Source organism: Paenibacillus xylanexedens (genome assembly GCF_001908275.1).
In the GTDB taxonomy this organism is placed as follows: domain Bacteria; phylum Bacillota; class Bacilli; order Paenibacillales; family Paenibacillaceae; genus Paenibacillus; species Paenibacillus xylanexedens_A.
Map to the genome: position 1 here is coordinate 5,222,160 of NZ_CP018620.1, position 18,741 is coordinate 5,240,900.

Below are 18,741 nucleotides of genomic sequence, written 5' to 3' on the forward strand. Positions count from 1 at the left end.
GGCTACCTTCCCTTTTGAGATTGACGCAAAAAAAGCCTGCCTTTACACGACCTGTTGAACACAGATGGCGTAAAGATAAGCCTTTTTCTCAAATCATTTAATTGGAAACTTTGCCGGCAACTGCAACCTGTTTTTTGGCAGGTGTGGTACTCTCTTTAATGAAAGTCTGCAATGTTTTAGAAGTAATATAATAGGTACGTCCACCGTACACAAATGTCATCATACCAATTACCCGGTTGTTCTGATCCAGAACAGGGCCACCTGAATTACCTTGGGCCATGGATTTCACAATACTGCCGATTCCCTTTTTACCTGGAACGTCCGAAGCTTGGGAACTGAATACTCTGCTTTTGGCTATCGTATTGTAGGTTGAAGGAAAATCTTCATCCAGGATGACAAGATCACCAGCAGGATTTTTGGGGAATCCAATCGTATAGACAACCTGGTTATACCTTGCATTTGCAAATGTGACCGGTTGGGCGTCTAGTTCCTTGTCCAGCTTCAGTAGCGCCATGTCTGTCACCGGATCTGTCTTAATAATCTTTGCCTTTACAGGCTTACCTAAGGAACCCGGGCTCGCAACAGTCAGTGTACCTTCATCACCCTCAGACAATTCAGCAAAACTCTGAACGACATGGTAATTCGTGAGTACTTCATCCTTTGAGATCAGTATCGAGGTACCAACATCATAATATACCATATCGGGTTCATCCTGCTTGACCAAACGTACATTCACGACTGGAAAAGAATCCGCTGTGACTGCCATTTGTGCACGCAGCTGCTTGTCGAAGTAACCTGTAAAATGTATCGTCTGAACGGCTTGAGCCGCCGCCAGCCCCGTTGACCCTGCAAGCATGGCAATGGCAAGCACACCTGACATTCCGACACGGAGCATTCGTTTCCAACTCTTCTGCATGTCTCACTCTCCTCCGCTATTATTCTAGCATATCTAATATATCGGAAGGAAAGGAGATATCTTTTAACCAAAAACGAGCAAACAAATGGCAAGGGCAGCAATAAAACCAACGACATCGGAAAACAACCCTACTTTGAGTGCATATCGACCGTTTCGTATACCTACAGCCCCAAAATAAACAGTCAGCACATATAACGTAGTGTCTGTACTCCCCTGAATCGTAGATGCCATACGTCCGATCATGGAGTCAGGGCCATGGGTTTTGATCAGATCGGTTGTAAACGCCAGAGAGCCTGTCCCCGTTAAAGGACGCAGTATTCCGAGTGGCAACACTTCGCCTGGAACACCCATCCAGGACACCAGCGGAGCGAACAGGCTAATCACAAAATCCAGTGCACCCGAGGCACGAAATACGCTGATTGCGACCATCATGCCCACGAGATGCGGAATAATACTGATTGCAGTAGAGAAACCATCCTTGGCCCCATCAACAAAGGATTCGTAAACCGGGACCTTTTTGGTAAACGCATATAATGGAACAAACGCGATAATAACCGGGATGGCCCAGACGGAGATCCAGTTGATGAAGGTTAACAAAGGTGCTCATCCTTTCATGCCGGGATTGCCACTTTTCGGAATGCGCGGCGGTTTGTGTAAAGCCCTGTTCCGATACCAGCGATCGGCGATTATAGCAGCAAGTGTAGCGATAATGGTAGCCATCAATGTTGTTCCCACAATCTCTGTTGCATTGGCGGAATGATAGTTTAAGCGGATGGCGATCAGCGTTGTCGGAATAATGGTAATACTAGCCGTATTCAGAGCCAGTAAGGTGCACATCGCAGGAGAAGCGGTTTGTTTGTCCGGATTAAGCTCCTGCAGTTGTTGCATGGCTTTGATTCCCATCGGAGTAGCCGCATTTCCTAGCCCCAGCAGATTCGCACTCATATTGGAGAGAATATAACCCATCGCCGGATGATTTTTGGGCACATCGGGGAACAGGAAACCCACAACCGGTCCGAGCAGCTTGGCAATCCGGGCCAGGAGACCGGCATCCTCAGCCATTTTCATCATACCCATCCAGAACACAAGCACACTAATCAGTCCAAAACAGACCGTGACTCCCGTTGCCGCCCCATCAAAAGCGGCTTGCGTGACCACTTCGATATTGCCGTTAACGGCTGCAAAAGCAAATCCGATTAAAATCATGAGCAGCCAAATTAGATTAATCATGGATTATACCCTCCCTTCAATGACGATTTAGCTAAGGAGACAACAGATGGCTTAACACGGCACGCCATGCAGCTGCCCAGGAAGAGACATCACCGATTCCACCCAGCGTTGCATCTTCTGTCTTCGGTTCAGGAGGAATATAACTGCCTTTGCGATACACCGGAATTGAGCCAACAAGTTTGCCGTCAAGCTGCATATCAATGCGACCTGCCAATCCGAACGAAGGATCTGTCGATTGTTCCTTGCCTTCGACTTTCGTTTCCGACTGGGCGCGATTCTCGTGCAGAATCAACTTTTTGGTCAATGAACTTTTCTCACTCTCGGCCAGAGGATACCAGAATCCCCGGCCCGTAACGACATTTGTATTTTGCACAGGCTGTTCTTGCTTCGCGATCTCTACCAAGGGGAAGTATTCAAACCCGAAATCAAGCATCCGAGCATGATCGTTCCAATCGTTTCCGTCGTTCAGCGTTACCGCGGCGAGCTGCTGTCCATTGCGTGTAGCCGAGCTGACCAAACATCTGAAAGCTTTCTTGGTGTAACCGGTTTTCACTCCATCTGCACCTTCGTACATCCGCAGCATTTTATTTTTGTTGTGCCAAGAGTATTCCCAGCTTTCATTGGGGTTCGGTGCGGATTTGTCCTCCGTGGCTACGATGCGTTTGAACACCGGATTGTGCAACGCATATGCCGTTAATCGGGCCAAGTCATTGGCTGTGGAATAGTGACCTTCTGCATCCAGTCCATGAGGGTTCATAAAATGGGAATGCGTCAGGCCGATTTGCTCCGCCTTTTTGTTCATTAACAGGACAAAGCCTTCTTCCGATCCACCGACATGTTCTGCGATCGCAGAGGCCGCGTCATTGCCTGAACGGAGCATTAGCCCGTACAACATGTTTTCGAGTGTCATCTCTTCACCTAACTTCAGATAGAGAGAAGATCCTTCTTTGGCAAAAGCTGAGGGAGACACTTTCACTTTATCATCCAGCTTGCTGTGTTCGATCGCTACGATCGCTGTCATGATTTTGGTCAAGCTGGCAATTCGCAGTTCTTTATCCCCATCCTTGCTGTATAAGATCCTGCCTGATGTGACATCAATGAGAGCAGCGCTTTGCGCATGTGTAGACGGACCTTGAATCGTTGCCTGGGCTTGAGTAACCCCTAATGAAGACAGCAAGAAGACAGGGATAAGCATGCATGCAAGAACTTTCGTTATTTTTCGCATCAATTCATTCCTCCGGGTCACTTGGAATCTTGTACTATCTTATGTTCGGACAACTTGGAGTATGTCCCATAAGGCAAAAACAGCAAAAATCCCTCACGCTTGGATGCGGGAGGGATCATGACGAAATGATTCAGCTATACGTTGATGGATCTGGTGTAACCGGTACACCTGTAGCATTCGTTGGTGTTGTATTCCGTTGGAACATGCCTTGAATTCGGTCCAAAACATAAGGGGTAGAGTCAATGAGTTTCTCAAACAGATGTGTGGAATTATCGAGTGGTACAATGTGTACACCTTGTTTACCTACCACCAGGAACGCAATAGGACGTATGGATACACCGCCGCCACTACCGCCACCAAACGGAGAAGCAACTTTAGCTGAACTCGCATGTTCAGCAGAGGTGCCCGTAGCACCACTTTTGCCACTACTTTCTCCATTAACGTGAAAATCACTACCACCGGCAGCAAATCCGAATCCTACCTTACTTATTGGCAGAATCACGGTACCATCTGGTGTTTCAACTGCATCGCCAACAATTGTATTGACATCCACCATGGCCTTGATATTTTCCATTGCGGTTTCCATTAAGCCTTGAATTGGATGATCTGACATTTATATTCCCTCCAGTTTCAATGTAAGCTAGGTTTGATCTAACCATATCATCCCCAAACTTGAAGGGACTTATGTAATAAGCATTTTAATTTACACTCACCAAATCCCAACCTTACATTCCCAAAAACAGACCAACTATGATGGGTTTTTACAGAGTTGTCCCACTAAGTTTCTTCTTTTGCTTCTCCTTATGCCTGCGGCGCTGTTCCTGAAGAAGCTTGAACCACATCCGCCATCCGCCTTCGACTTGAAGCACACGGGTGAGTAGTGTAACTCCAGCGATCAGAACGGCTGTAATCCGAATTTTCACTCTGAAATCAAGCTCCGTTCTAAATTCCATTTCATCGGACCATACCGGCATAACCTGAAGCACAGGTGTTTCATCAAAGCGGATCTGATAGGTGAGAAAACCAATAATAATGGATTTGATACTCCACACCCAGCCCGTCAGCACCGCTGTATATGCTGCATCACCAACGCCGATGTGGGTAGCCCAGGACAGTTGAGTCATATGTACGCGTGTGAGTGTTTGCTTCAGCCACAGCTTAAGCGCGTCCGTTGCCCTAAGCATAATTTTCACATCTTTAGCCCACTTCTTGACTTTGCGTTTGTTGACCCTCTCGCTTCCCTGGGCCTCGCCTCTCGAATGATTCATGGATTGTTCGGTCTTGACCAAGAAACCTTCCTTCATATTGCGAAAAACGATACTCGGGATCTCATAGTTAATCCGCACAATTCCATAGAGAAGACGAACATTAATATTGGCGTAATCATCACTTTTATGTTTACTGAATGTAAAATGTACATGAACATTTGAGATGAGGACTGCGGCAATCAGCAATGCGAACAACAAACCGATTCCTCCAAGCCAAATCCACACAGGCCTTACCTCCAAGCCCTCGATTCTTTTCTCGTCTAGTATGGCACTCTGAATAGGAAAAAATTCACGTCTGACCTAAAAATCCCATTTCATATTTGTTTGGAAACTGTTCTATTCACCATTTATCTAAAAATAATGCACAAAAAAACCGACTCCACTTATGGGTGTCGGTTAGTATGAATTTGCAAATTAGAATGATGAATCCGTATTATCGTCTTCGTTGTCAAATTGATTTGCATCATCCGCCGGATCAGCACTTTCCGGTTCCAGTTGTTGCAAATCAAGTTTGTTGAATAACAGTTGTGTCTCTTCTTCCAGGTTTTCCGAATCTTCGAACAAACCTGGTTCAGGAAGGTCCTTAATTGAAGCCAATCCGAAATAATCCAGGAACGACTTGGTCGTTCCGTACAGAATTGGTCGTCCGATCGCCTCGGCTCGTCCCACTTCAATAATTAGATCCTTATTCACAAGCGTATGGATGGCCCGCTCCGATTTTACACCGCGGATTTCCTCAATCTCTACCCGTGTAATCGGCTGACGATACGCCACAATGGCCAGCGTCTCCAGAGCCGCTTGGGATAAGGACGTTCGTGCGGGAGAGTATGCCAGTTTCTCGAAATATACAGCGTGGTCAGGCAAGGTGCCCAACTGAACTACACCAGCGATCTTGAGAATCTGTACACCTCGTCCCTGCTGTGAAAATTCATGAATCATCTCCTCAATCGCGTCCGTTACAAGTTCCACTCGCTGGTCGACGATCTCGGCGATTTGTTTGATACTCAGACCCTCTTCTCCGGACAAAAACAGCAGGCCTTCAATAATCGATTTCAATTTCGGAAAATCCATGATTCTTTGTTTCCCCTCTCCACTCCATAACGATATCCTCAAACATCCGTTCCTGATAACAGACAATCTGCTTCATCTTCATCAGTTCCAGCACCGCCAGAAAAGTGACAACAATCTCATGGCGATAGATATGCTCATCCATCAACTTGGAGAATAACAGTCTGCCTCCCGGCCCCATACTTTCCAAAGCGCCGATGACATCCCGTATCCGGTCCTTAACCGAAATCTCATCCCGTTTGATTCGGGTTACGGTTGTACGCTTCTCAGCCTTGCGTAGCGCCTTCTGAAATGCTGCAATTAGATCAGAGGTGTGCAAACCCTCAACCGGGTTCGAAGGGGCTTCTACGGGCATATAGGGGCGCAGATCCTCGGGCTCTTTGGAAAATATAAGGCTGCGTTCCCACTCCCGTTCATGAAGATGACGCGCAATTCCCTTGTATTTGCGATATTCTATCAGACGCGCAATCAGCTCTGCACGTGGATCATAATCTTCTTCTTCCATAAAATCATAATCCTCGAAATCCTCAATGACCGGTGGTTTGGGCAGTAAAAGTTTGCTCTTGATCGACAGCAATGTTGCTGCCATGACCAGAAATTCACTCGTAATATCCAGTTCCAGTTCCTGCATTGAATGCAGGTACGCCATGTATTGATCGGTAATATCGCTGATGGGAATATCCTGGATATGAATTTCAGCCTTATCAATCAGATGAAGCAGCAGATCCAAAGGCCCTTCAAAAGTCTCCAGTTTGTATGTAACTACCGTCACTAGACGAATCCTCCCGCCAGAAAAATACAAAACCCTGCTAAGCCGTCCGAATCCGGTTTCCCGTGTTCGTCTGCGCTAAGCAGGGCACTACTATTAAATAAGCACTATTTTAGCTGTTTCGTCAAGTTTGCCATCTCAATTGCCGCCGTAGCTGCATCCCAACCTTTGTTACCTGCCTTGGTTCCGGCACGTTCAATAGCTTGTTCAATATTTTCTGTTGTAACCAGTCCAAAGATCGTAGGCACGCCAGTTTTCAGGTTAATTGCTGCTACCCCTTTAGCCATCTCGTTGCACACATAATCGTAATGCGTAGTGGATCCACGAATGACAGTTCCCAAGGTAATCACCGCATCATACTTGCCGGTCTCTGCCATTTTCTGCGCAATCAAAGGGATTTCGAACGCACCTGGAACCCAGGCTACATCCACTTCATCATCCTGAACGCCGTGACGTTTGAATGCATCAAGTGCTGCGCTAAGCAATTTACTGGTAATGAATTCGTTGAAACGTCCAACGACAACTCCATATCGTGATCCTTCTGAAACTAAATGTCCTTCAAAAAATTGTGGCATTCAAGTCATCTCCCTAACGGTATAATGTAATGTAAGTAACGGAAATTCCTAAATAATCACTTCCATAAATTACATGGTGAACATTGTTCATCTAAAACGCATTTACTCTTCGTTCTGCTCAATATCATCAAACTTGAGCATATGCCCCAGCTTGGCTTGCTTCGTATGAAGATACACTGTATTGTCCTCGTTCTCTTCCATCTGGATCGCAACACGCTCTACGACTTCAAGTCCATATCCTTCAAGGCCTTTAATTTTACGAGGATTGTTAGTTAACAGTCTGATCTGACGAACCCCAAGATCTTTCAGAATTTGAGCGCCAATCCCGTAATCACGCAAGTCGGCAGCAAATCCCAGCTTCAGGTTTGCATCCACCGTATCCAGACCTTCCTCTTGCAGCTTATAGGCTTTGAGTTTGTTAATTAGCCCAATGCCCCGGCCTTCCTGTCTCATATAGAGCAGTACGCCGTTGCCTTCCTCGTTAATCTGTTTGAGTGCCGCATCAAACTGCGGACCACAGTCACAACGATGGGAATGGAATACATCACCTGTCAAACATTCAGAGTGCACACGTACAAGTACGGGTTTGGAACCATCTATTTCACCTTTGACCAAAGCCACATGTTCCTTGTTGTCCACAGCGTTTGTATAAGCCACCGCTTGAAACTCGCCAAAGTCCGTTGGCATACGCACAGCTACTTCACGTTGAACCAGCTGCTCTTTTTCGTTACGGTAACGAATCATGTCCTGAATACTGATCAGCTTCAGATCATGTTTGCGGGCGATCTCCTGCAGATCCGGAAGTCTGGCCATTGTGCCATCTTCCTTAATCACTTCACAGATAACGCCTGCGGGATACGAACCGCACATGATGGCAAGATCTACAGCCGCTTCCGTATGTCCGGCACGACGAAGTACACCGCCGTCTTTTGCAATCAGCGGGAACATGTGACCAGGCTTACGGAAGTCCCCGGCTTTCGCCTCAGGATCGATCAGACCTTTCACGGTAATAGAGCGTTCATGTGCGGAGATACCTGTTGTCGTATCTTTGTGGTCCACAGAGACGGTGAAGGCTGTTCCATGGAAATCCGTATTTTGTTGAACCATCGGTTTCAGGTTAAGTTCGTCCGCACGTTGTTGTGTAATCGGAACACAGACCAGACCTCTACCTTCAGTAATCATGAAATTAATGACTTCAGGTGTCGCCTTTGCGGCCAAAGCGATAAAATCGCCTTCATTCTCCCGATCTTCATCATCCACAACAATGACGGGTTTACCACGCATGAGATCATATATGGCTTCTTCTATTGTGTCCAGAATGGATTGTTCTGACATTGGTCCACCTCCAGTTAATTTCTGTTCTCTATTTATGCAAATCCGTGATTGGAGAGAAAATCTTCACTGATGCTGCGCGGCTTGCCAGCATCCGTCTCCCGATGTCCTCTCCCATACTGGAGCAGATGATCCACATATTTGCCCAAAATATCGCATTCGATATTAATGGTATCCCCTGTCTTTTTCACATTTAGTACAGTTTCACCAATGGTATGCGGGATAATGGAAACCGTGAATGCGGTATCCGATGTATGGACAACGGTCAAGCTAATGCCATCCAGTGTAACCGATCCTTTGGGGATCAGATATTTGAACAACTGGTGATCATCAGGCTTGATCTCAAACACAATTGCATTCTGATCACGTGTTATACTGCCAATCACTCCAGTACCATCAACATGGCCCTGTACGATATGTCCGCCAAAACGACCGCCTGATTGCATGGCCCGCTCCAGATTAACTTTACTGCCTGATTGCAGCTGACTGAGATTGGTATGGCGATAGGTTTCAGGCATTACATCGGCGGTAAAACCTCCACCTTCGAGCGTTGTCGCAGTTAAGCACACGCCGTTCACTGCTACACTATCACCAATCTTCAGATCGTCCATGATGGCGGAAGCTCCGATATTCAGGACCATCGCTTCGCCTTTCCGACCAATACGCCGGATCTGACCGACTTCTTCCACCAAACCGGTAAACATGCTGCCGCCTCCCTTTTTCAAGTTATAAAAAACCTAACTTTCTACTTTCAAATCCATTTATTTATTCAGGCCACACCGGAATACCACCAATGCTGATATTATCTCCAACTTGTTCGATCTCCAACTGATTCAATTGAATCGCCTGATTCATACGTTCCACACCCTCGAAGCGGAAGCTTCCAGGTGTATCATAACCGCCTACAATCTTCGGAGCGATAAACATGAGCAGTCGATCAACCAACCGTGCCTCCAACATGGCTCCATTCAAGGTGCCTCCACCTTCAAGCAAAATCGAACCTATATCACGTTCACCCAACTTGCTAAGTCCGCTCAACAGATCCACACGTGGTCCAGGACCACAGCGTATAATCTCGACGCCGTAGGCTTCCAAACGTTCAGCAGCTTCAGGACTGGCTTCGTCTGTTGTCAACACCCATGTTGGAGCAAGACCATCCTTAACCATTTTGGCACCTACGGGAAGACGTAACTTGGAATCCACTACAATGCGCACTGGACTAATGCCTTCGACTTGCAAACGGGTTGTAAGCTCCGGATTATCGGCAATCACCGTGTCGACGCCAACCATAATGCCTTGGTGACGATGACGAAGGGCATGCACAATCTCACGAGCAGGCTCGTTGGAGATCCACTTGCTGTCTCCGCTGCGCGTAGCAATTTTGCCATCCAAAGTAGTAGCCGTCTTCAGTGTCACAAAAGGTAAACCCGTTGTAATAAATTTAATGAATTTTTCATTCATGCGTCTTCCACGTTCACGCAGTACGCCAACTTCAACTTCAATGCCTTGTTGACGAAGCATGCTGATGCCCCTGCCGGATACTTGCGGATTTGGATCTTCACAACATACCACAACACGTTTCACCTTTTCATGAATCAGGCGTTCACTACAAGGTGGCGTCTTGCCATAATGACTACAAGGCTCAAGTGTAACGTATACCGTACTTCCTTCTGCATCACTGCCTGCCATGTTAAGTGCATGCACCTCTGCATGACCGGTTCCACGTTTCAGATGGCTTCCCAGGCCTACAATACGACCCTCTTTCACAACTACACATCCAACGACCGGATTAATCCCCGTCTGTCCCTGTGCTCGTTCCGCCATATCCAATGCCAGTGCCATATAAAATTCATCATTGATCATTTCCAAATCCGTTCACCCCGCGGTTTAAAGTCTTGTTTATTAAAAAATCCCCGTCGAACAATCAGTTCGATGGGGATGATGAGAGACAAATGTCACCAGCAGGAGTGAAATGGATACAGCACGCCAACACTTTGCCCAAAACTTCATTTCGGGCAAGTGAAAATAGACACATACCTTAATGAACATCAATTACAGGTAAAGAGCTTTTATAGTGCGGCATATGTATGGAACTTACCGGCGTAACCGGATCTTCCCTGCACAGTGCAAGACAATACAAATCGTGACTGTGCAGCAATACTCCTGCTGAATGCAAACCTGTTAGGTCTGCACCTCTCCTTCTCCCATCCAGACTATACTGTCGGTTCTGGAATTACACCAGATCAGCCATCTGCCAATGGCAGACAGGTCACGGACTTTGCATCAAGTGCTGGACACATAGGTCCTTACACTTCCTGCATCACCGCCGGTAGGGAATTGCACCCTGCCCTGAAGGATTGCTTTCGTTATTACTTGGATGTTAGCACTTTAATGCCAAAAAATCAATTGTTTTTTGTTCCTTTTTGTCACATACTAACTTTTAATAAGCTAAGAAACAACAAAAAACCGCTTCCTCTCAAGGAGGCACGGTTTTTGCTTGGAGGCCCATTTCACATCCATCGTAAATTCTACATATCAGGAAAACACCAGCTCGCCATATGCTTTAATTCTTTGGCATTATGGAATGGAGTGCGGTCAGGTTCTTGCAGGGGCGAAGTCGGTAGCGGGAACTCTCTTGCCACCCTTCTGACCCAACTTGTTGAATCGATCGCAATAGCCGAGCATTTCCAGCGTCCATTCGCTCTCGGTCGAAACGTCCCATGCAAATCTGCTTTTCCCGGCATCTCTGGGAAGACTCCATCCAGATATTCAACGATGACGCGCTTGTCTCTGACTTCATGACAATATACAGTCACCCATACACCTTCCCGGACCCGAACAGCATACACATCTCCAGACTGTACCTCCCCGGTACCTGCATCAGGTGATGCCTTTGGTACTTTTCCGCGAACACTTCTCTTCTTCTCCAATGCCCCTAAGATCGTGTCCTTTACAGCTGGACTCTCACCAGGCTTATCCGCAAGAGATATATTATTCAGATCAAACTCATGAAATATCTTGTTCAGGTTGTTCTCATTAATTCCGACAGATGAGTCCCACCACGCCAGAGGGGCCTGCACTTCAACCCGCACATTGGGGCGTGCGTCACGTTGCATATAAGAGGTAAATTCCGTGATCATTCCAGGATGCTCCGGCGTATCCAGTATGCCAATCAGAGCTAACGTCTCAAGCAAATCACGGTAGGCATATTCCTTCTGTGTAGGCAAAAGACGTTCCTTCTTGAGCGCTACTGCTGCCTTGCTGTAACGTGTTTTGGGAGGTAATTCGCGCAGCACCGTTAACACCGCACGGAATGTCCAGCGGTCGTACTCATTGGGTATTGGAAGCTCCTGCGCGGCAGCCAGCTCTCGAAGTGCCAACACGCATCCAAAAGGATCACCGTCCAACGGGGTTCCATTGGTCATCCGCCAATACCATTGCAGCGTTGTGTCGGTTGCTTGATCTACACTTAATCCGCAGATCTTGCAAGTGTTCGAAGATGGATATGGTGTATGTTCATGACTTGGCATACTGCTCGCAATAAGCTTGCCCGTAAGCAACGAGCGCCAGATCATGGGTGCTGACCACAAAGAGGATACAAAGGCCTGCGCTGCATCATTTAGCGTCCATTGATTCGCAACTTTTTTCAGCTCAGTAATCGTTTCATCATGTTGCGGACGTACAAATCGATTCGGTTCATGCCCGGCTGCCTCAAGCGCTTCTCGATCCTTTACCGATAGACTATCCGGAACAACATGGCGCGATGCCTGCAATTCTTCATCCCACAACGTGCGCTCACTATAAATTTGTTTTAACAAGCTTAGCTGAGTAACCATATCCAAGGTTTTATTCATCCTTTCTAATTATCGATTTCATGTATGTAAAAAAATAAAAAAAAGTGCTTCTATAAAAGAAGCACTTCATGTTTGGATCCAGTTAAGGTGAAGGTATTAAGCTTCTACAACTTCAACAGTTTCCATTTTGTCTTTACCTTCTAAAGCGTCCACGAACTCCATACCTTTAGTTACTTTACCAAATACAGTATGTTGTCCATCCAAATGTGGTTGCGGTTGGTAGCAGATGTAGAACTGGCTTCCACCTGTGTTACGGCCAGCATGTGCCATAGCAAGTGTTCCGCGCTCATGTTTGTTCGGGTTAATTTCACAGTTGATTGTGTAACCTGGGCCACCTGCACCGGAACCGTTAGGGCATCCGCCTTGAGCTACAAAGCCCGGGATAACGCGGTGGAATGTAAGACCATTGTAGAAACCGGAGTTAGCCAGTTTCTCAAAGTTTGCTACTGTGTTTGGAGCTTCTTGATCGAACAGATCGATCAGAACTTCTCCGCCGTTTGCCAATTTAATTTTCGCTTGTTTCGCCATATGTAAATGACTCCTTTCGTATTGACCATCGTTAATGGTGCCAGAACGCATGACCCTGGGCCAAGCATTACAGCACTTTTCTTAGTGTACACCGAAAATGTCTGGATCGCAAAAAAAACGGCAACTTTTTTCATGATTTAGCTCAAATACGCAAAAAGCAGACAAAAAGGAAGTTCCCTTTTCATCTGCTTCAACTGCAAAATCCCTATATCCTGAATAATGCAGAATCGCATTATCTTTTGACGAATTAGCGAGTAACTGGCTGTTTTCCAATGCGCGCAGGTACCAGGTCATTCTGGATGATATCTTGATACGTCTCACGGCGTACTACGACATCTCCTTGACCATCTTTGACAAACACAACAGCCGGACGACGAATACGGTTGTAGTTGCTCGCCATGGAATAGTTATATGCACCTGTACAAGCTACAGCGAGCAGATCGCCACTTTCCACTTTTGGCAAGTCAAGATCCCAGATCAACATATCGCCACTCTCGCAGCATTTACCCGCAACGGATACTGTTTCCTGAGCAGCCTCATTTGCACGGTTGGCAAGCACAGCTTCGTACTTGGATTCATACAAAGCAGGACGTGGGTTATCGGTCATACCACCATCAACGGCAACGTATTTACGCACGCCTGGGATGTCTTTGCTTGTTCCAACAGTATACAGCGTTGTTCCCGCTTCACCCACAATGCTGCGGCCTGGCTCAACCCAGATCTCAGGTACGGCATAGCCGATTTGAGCAAAATGATTTTTAACGGCATCTGTAATAGCCTTCACATATTGCGCAACTTCAAGCGGCGTATCTCCATCGATATAACGGATTCCGAATCCACCACCAAGGTTAACCACTTTGAAAGCAACATGAAGACGCTCATATACACTTGCTGCAAATTCAGCAACACGTTGAACAGCCATCTGGAAGCCTTCAACTTCGAAGATCTGGGAACCGATGTGGGAATGCACACCGAGCAATACCAGGTTAGACTGCTTGGAAGCCAGTTCAATCGCTTCAAATGCTGTACCATTACCGATATCGAATCCAAATTTGGAATCCGTCTGACCTGTGGAAATATATTCATGCGTATGTGCCTCAACACCAGGCGTCACACGAAGCAAAATGTTTACTTTACGATTTTTGTCCGCTGCTACAGCCTGCAACAGATGCAATTCATTGAAGTTATCAACAACAAAGCATCCGATCTCTGCATCAAGAGCCATTTCGATCTCTTCCAGCGTTTTGTTGTTACCGTGGAAGTGAATGCGCTCAGCCGGGAATCCTGCTTGCAGTGCAGTAAACAGTTCACCATCAGATACGACATCCAGGGAAAGTCCTTCTTCTGCTGCAAGGGCACACATCGCCATTACACAGAATGCTTTACTTGCGTAAGCAACCTGGAAGCCCAGTCCGGAAGCACGGAATGCTTCCATGTACTCTCTGCAACGCTCGCGAACCAATTGCTCGTCCACAACGTACAGGGGAGTTCCAAATTGTTCTTTCAGATCTGTTGCATCAACTCCGCCAATCTCCAGATGTCCTTGCGCATTTATTTTACTTGTACCATGTAAATACATAATCTGCATTCCTCACTTTTTATATACTGGAACAATTGATATTCCAATGATTTTACACCAGTATATCAAATTAGGCAGCGAGATGAATGGATTTTTCGGAAGATCATTTGTGTTTTTTACTTTTTCGCAGTTCCCCGTCCGGATCATCGGACATTTTGGTGTTGTCACGGGTTTTATTGAATGATGGACGTTTTTTATTTTCCAGCAGCGGAAGCCGGAATAAAAAGTTGCCCAAGGCCTTTGCATTAAACGGTATAAAAGGCCAGAGATACGAAGAATTGTACGACCGGTGAACGGTGAGTGCCAATATGAGCAATGTACAGCCTACTACCAATCCCGGAACCTTGAATATCGCAACAGCGATTAACAGAACCAGCCTCACCAGCCTATTGGCGAGACCCAACTCGTAACTCGGCGTGGCAAACATACCGATGGCTGCGATGGCCATATAGAGCACAACCTCATTGACAAAGTATCCTGTTTTCACCGCGATATCCCCGACTAGAATGGCCGCGATTAAGCCCATAGCTGATGCCAGAGGTGTAGGCGTATGAACCGCTGCCATCCGTAATAAATCGACGCCCAGTTCGATCAGTAGAAACTGTAGAATCAGCGGTAACTTTACATTTTCCTGCGGACCAATGAAATCAAGTCCCATCGGTTTAATCGAAGGGTCAATAACCATCAGAAGCCATAGTGGTAGCAAAAACAACGATATGAGAATCCCTGCAAAACGTACCCATCGTAAATACGTTCCCATCAAGGCGGTCTGTCTGTTCTCCTCCGCATGTTCACACAGGTCGAAGAAGGTCGTAGGCAGAATCATCACACTCGGGGAAGTGTCTACGAAAATGACAACTCGCCCTTCCAGCAAATGAGAAGCTGTAACATCCGGTCGTTCGGAGTATCGAACGAGTGGGAACGGATTCCAACCCTTGTTGATAATCGCTTCCTCCAACTGCTTGTCGGCTGCGGGAATACCATCGATATCCACTCGCTGAATTTTTTCACGGACCGAATCCACCTGCACTTTATCCACAATATCATCAATGTACACCACGCAGACATCCGTTTGGGTTCTCCGCCCCACCTGCATGATCTCAAACTTCAGCCCAGGGTCGCGTATTCTGCGACGGACCAAGGTTACATTGGTTAGGAGCGTTTCGGTAAAGCCGTCTCTCGAACCCCGAACTACCCTTTCCAATGAAGGTTCTTCCGGTGAACGAACCGGATAACTCCGGGTATCCATAATTAAGACCGAGCGGTCCCCTTCAACGAACATTGCACTCATCCCGGTAAGAACCTTGTTGATGACCGCACTCATCTTCTCGACTTTTTCCACCTGAATATGGGGAATATAACATTCGAAATAGGATTTGAGCGCGTGTCCGGATACGTCATCCGGCGTGAGATAGGTCAGTCTTTTCAACACTTCAAGCAAAATCTCATCCTTGGCGAAGCCCGTGATCATCAGCAATCCAACATGCTTGCCACCCAGAACCATTTCCCTCATATTCACGTCGAACGATTCTCCAAGCCCCAGTACCTGTTGTAGTGTATATCTATTCTCACTCATGCGTGGGGAGATATCATCGTTTTCCTGCCAATATTGTACGGATTCCTCAATGCTGTCGGACATCTCATTTTGTTTTTTCTTATTGTACGCCTTCTCCTCTTCTTCCTTCTGAATCTCATAAGCAGACTTGTGTAACATCTCTTCCGTTATACCTTCACTATTTTCCTGGCCTGTGTGCTCCGTTCGTTCATCCATCTTCCATCCTCCTATGGCCACGAGTTACCGCTGATATATAAAAAAATCAAACAGGGAACCTGTCATTTTGCCCAAAATCATGGCGAGCAGTAATCCAAACAAATAAGGTTTCATGCCCAATCGTTTGGCTAATACGGGCAGTACATTGAGTACCTCAGTGAGCGCCGCGGCCAGCAGACCGATGAACACGCCACAGAACAAACCAACAATCGGGCTGAGCAACAGCACCCCATGCATTTTCCAGTGCCAGAAGTCCGCCACCGTCCCGAGCAGTGAACCACCTATTAGCGCCCCTTCGTACCAGTGAGTCTTGTCATACGATTGCGTAAGTTGAGCCAACCTGGGAATCATATCGAGCACCAGAATGAGCGCAATTACGCCGCTCCCTACGGCAATTCCCCCTGCAATACCCAATACAATGCTGATTGCTCCATTAAGAACGCTCATCCGCATTCATCTCCCTGCGTTCCTGCTCGTGCATCCGTTCACTTTCTTCAATCACCACATATTTATCTACATTTTGCTGGTATAGGAACATCTCTACTTCCAGCGGGGTAGGTTCCTCATTCCACTTTTTCTTGAACAAATGATTAAAAAATACTGCCATTCCGAATCCAATGCCAATGGAATACGCCACTTGGAACAGATAGGGATGTTCGTCCCGATGCCCAGTAAGCATCTCCACAATACGAATCTGTACTTCCTGCATGTTCACATCGGCATGAAAATTCATAATGGTTAAGGCCGATCCGAAGAACAGCAGCAGCCAAACCAATATGAACAGAGACTTGGAAGGTTGACCATTTCCCGCAATGACTTCAACCAACGTATGGCCTGATCCTATCAGTTCCACACTTACCTCCGGCAAGATGTGCCGAATTTGGGGAATAATCTGCAATATATCAATGAGGATCAGATTGCCATCCTCTGGTCCAGGGCTTAGCAGTTCAAGCTCCAATAGCCTGCCCTCTTGGTCTTCTGAAGAGGTCAGTACATGTGCAATGTCTCCAAGCTTGACTGCTCTGCCCCTCTGGATGCGAATACGGCTGCGCAGACGAATATAGACCATTGGAGTGGGTGTCTGGGACATCCATAGCACTCCTTTACTGCGTAATTTAGGTTAGTATTTGAAGAATGTGCAAATTTATTACAAATGGGTTGGAAAAAGATCGTGAGGTGGGTGGACGCTGCGGGATGGATCGGTCATTGGTCGCTGTTATCCCCGGATTTCTTGAACTCTCCTTTTCAAGGAGGAAATCCAGTGCTAAAGGCGAACGCTTCGCTCCTTTTGACCGATTCCATCCCTCCGCTACCCATCGTCCTCCCGTTTCCAAACGTTTGAAATAAATATGCTGGGGAGTAGGCAGGAAGGGAATTAAAAGATGAGATTTTTGGGGTTATTTTGCTCAAAATTCTATGATGTTGGAGTTGTCTTCTGCATGCGTCTTAGAATACAACTGTGTAGAAATTTGGAGACAAAGGCGAACGCTTCGCTTCCTCAGATCTCATCTGCCGCCTGCGTTGCTTATGTATCCTTAGGTGAGCCCTCACGCTTCGCTCCTTGTGACCGATTTGAGGCGCAACTGAGTGCGGAGCATTATTTTACATATCAAAAAAGTCGCCGTATGGGCGACTTTTTTGATATTGGTAGATAGGTTCACGGATCATGTACAATAACTCAACAATTATATTCTTTTTCTCTTTTGTTCAATTCCCTTCTAAATCGTAAAGGGGTTGAATTCATTGTTTTGCGGAATTGGTTAATGTAATAACTCGTGCTGTTAAAACCAACCTCATAGGCAATTTCGGTGATGCTACGCTCGGAGAGTTGCAATAGTTCAATGCTTCTTTGGATGCGGTACTCTATCACATATTGCATGGGTGTAGTTTTCAGGATTTGCTTGAAATAACGGCATGTCTCTGATCGGCTTAACTGTCCGGACTTTGCAATATCTTCAAGCTTAATTGGATCGGCATAGTTGAGATGAATCCATTGCAACATGTCTTTCATTCGATTGTTTCTGCTCATCTCTGATAGATCATGTTCCAGGGAATATCCGTTCATAATCAGCAGTTTCCACATATTAAGCACCGCCGAAGCAATATTCACTTCGTAAAAAGAAACTTGGTGCACCAACTCCTTTCTAATCCGTGCAATAGCATCCAGAATCTGTTCCCCCCAAGCGTTAGCTCTTTCGATATACAGAAAAGGCAAATTAGTTGCTGTTACATATGGATGTACGTACTTTATATACAAATCCGAAGGCATGATAACGTGTGGGGACAAATTCAGACATAAATAAATGCAGTTCTCGCTCACACTGTGATCTTCGGCCATATGCATTATTCCACTGTTGATAAAAACCCCGTCACCTTTGGACAAAATCATCTTTTGATCGTTGATATGAAACAACGCCGTACCCTGAAGAACGGCAACAAACTGCAATTCATCATGCCAGTGGAGAGGAATATGGCCGTGAACATTTTGGACAATGGTTGTCTCATAACAGGCTATAGATAAGGTATCAGTATGGTGTTGCGTCATTTCTTTCAAATGTTGATCAATGATAAATTCGATCTTCTTCATGGCCCTCATCTCAATATATTTATATTTTTAAGTTCAATT

General features: G+C 46.3%; 19 protein-coding genes and 1 riboswitch. All 19 genes read right to left on the reverse strand.

From position 1 onward, the window contains the following. Positions 1–97: 97 nt before the first annotated feature. Entirely contained in the window at positions 98–916 is an 819-nt protein-coding gene (locus BS614_RS22770) for a S1 family peptidase (RefSeq protein WP_074095664.1), read from the reverse strand. Between the two features lie 63 nt (positions 917–979). After that, a complete protein-coding gene (locus BS614_RS22775) occupies positions 980–1,513 on the reverse strand; it encodes a spore maturation protein (RefSeq protein ID WP_017687658.1) in 534 nt (177 codons plus the stop codon). Between the two features lie 6 nt (positions 1,514–1,519). Then, positions 1,520–2,146 (reverse strand): nucleoside recognition domain-containing protein, encoded by a 627-nt coding sequence (locus tag BS614_RS22780; RefSeq protein WP_017687657.1) that lies wholly within the window; start codon positions 2,144–2,146, stop codon positions 1,520–1,522. Positions 2,147–2,177: 31 nt separating this feature from the next. Beyond that, complete coding sequence (locus BS614_RS22785; protein WP_074095665.1) at positions 2,178–3,371, reverse strand: D-alanyl-D-alanine carboxypeptidase family protein; 1,194 nt, start codon at positions 3,369–3,371, stop codon at positions 2,178–2,180. A gap of 130 nt (positions 3,372–3,501) precedes the next feature. Continuing rightward, complete coding sequence (ytfJ, locus tag BS614_RS22790) at positions 3,502–3,984, reverse strand: GerW family sporulation protein (protein WP_074095666.1); 483 nt, start codon at positions 3,982–3,984, stop codon at positions 3,502–3,504. A 148-nt stretch (positions 3,985–4,132) separates the two neighbouring features. Continuing rightward, complete coding sequence (locus tag BS614_RS22795) at positions 4,133–4,864, reverse strand: DUF2953 domain-containing protein (protein WP_074095667.1); 732 nt, start codon at positions 4,862–4,864, stop codon at positions 4,133–4,135. Between the two features lie 189 nt (positions 4,865–5,053). Beyond that, positions 5,054–5,710, reverse strand: a complete 657-nt coding sequence (gene scpB, locus BS614_RS22800; protein ID WP_074095668.1) for an SMC-Scp complex subunit ScpB — start codon at positions 5,708–5,710, stop codon at positions 5,054–5,056. Further along, complete coding sequence (locus BS614_RS22805; protein WP_074095669.1) at positions 5,679–6,479, reverse strand: segregation and condensation protein A; 801 nt, start codon at positions 6,477–6,479, stop codon at positions 5,679–5,681. Before BS614_RS22805 ends, scpB begins: the two co-directional genes overlap by 32 nt. Positions 6,480–6,583: 104 nt before the next feature. Next, positions 6,584–7,051, reverse strand: coding sequence for a 6,7-dimethyl-8-ribityllumazine synthase (ribH, locus tag BS614_RS22810; RefSeq protein WP_074095670.1), 468 nt, complete (start codon positions 7,049–7,051; stop codon positions 6,584–6,586). Between the two features lie 102 nt (positions 7,052–7,153). Next, positions 7,154–8,386 (reverse strand): bifunctional 3,4-dihydroxy-2-butanone-4-phosphate synthase/GTP cyclohydrolase II, encoded by a 1,233-nt coding sequence (locus BS614_RS22815; protein WP_074095671.1) that lies wholly within the window; start codon positions 8,384–8,386, stop codon positions 7,154–7,156. A 32-nt stretch (positions 8,387–8,418) separates the two neighbouring features. Further along, positions 8,419–9,087 (reverse strand): riboflavin synthase, encoded by a 669-nt coding sequence (gene ribE / locus BS614_RS22820; RefSeq protein WP_074095672.1) that lies wholly within the window; start codon positions 9,085–9,087, stop codon positions 8,419–8,421. A 61-nt stretch (positions 9,088–9,148) separates the two neighbouring features. Continuing rightward, positions 9,149–10,252, reverse strand: a complete 1,104-nt coding sequence (gene ribD, locus BS614_RS22825; RefSeq protein ID WP_047843583.1) for a bifunctional diaminohydroxyphosphoribosylaminopyrimidine deaminase/5-amino-6-(5-phosphoribosylamino)uracil reductase RibD — start codon at positions 10,250–10,252, stop codon at positions 9,149–9,151. A 323-nt stretch (positions 10,253–10,575) separates the two neighbouring features. Beyond that, positions 10,576–10,744, reverse strand: a riboswitch (FMN riboswitch). A gap of 167 nt (positions 10,745–10,911) precedes the next feature. Next, positions 10,912–12,219: a hypothetical protein gene (locus BS614_RS22830; RefSeq protein WP_244898356.1), complete on the reverse strand. Its 1,308-nt coding sequence runs from the start codon at positions 12,217–12,219 to the stop codon at positions 10,912–10,914. Positions 12,220–12,333: 114 nt separating this feature from the next. After that, positions 12,334–12,765: a peptidylprolyl isomerase gene (locus tag BS614_RS22835; protein ID WP_017687646.1), complete on the reverse strand. Its 432-nt coding sequence runs from the start codon at positions 12,763–12,765 to the stop codon at positions 12,334–12,336. A gap of 247 nt (positions 12,766–13,012) precedes the next feature. Next, positions 13,013–14,344: a diaminopimelate decarboxylase gene (gene lysA, locus BS614_RS22840; RefSeq protein ID WP_074095674.1), complete on the reverse strand. Its 1,332-nt coding sequence runs from the start codon at positions 14,342–14,344 to the stop codon at positions 13,013–13,015. 103 nt (positions 14,345–14,447) lie between these two features. Next, positions 14,448–16,115, reverse strand: coding sequence for a spore germination protein (locus BS614_RS22845; RefSeq protein WP_074095675.1), 1,668 nt, complete (start codon positions 16,113–16,115; stop codon positions 14,448–14,450). Positions 16,116–16,139: 24 nt separating this feature from the next. Beyond that, positions 16,140–16,568 carry a stage V sporulation protein AB gene (locus tag BS614_RS22850; protein ID WP_026080996.1) on the reverse strand — a complete coding sequence of 143 codons (429 nt, stop codon included), beginning with the start codon at positions 16,566–16,568 and terminating at the stop codon, positions 16,140–16,142. Beyond that, entirely contained in the window at positions 16,549–17,205 is a 657-nt protein-coding gene (locus tag BS614_RS22855; protein ID WP_017687642.1) for a stage V sporulation protein AA, read from the reverse strand. Before BS614_RS22855 ends, BS614_RS22850 begins: the two co-directional genes overlap by 20 nt. A 588-nt stretch (positions 17,206–17,793) precedes the next feature. After that, positions 17,794–18,660 (reverse strand): AraC family transcriptional regulator, encoded by an 867-nt coding sequence (locus tag BS614_RS22860; RefSeq protein ID WP_425320284.1) that lies wholly within the window; start codon positions 18,658–18,660, stop codon positions 17,794–17,796. Positions 18,661–18,741: the final 81 nt, after the last annotated feature.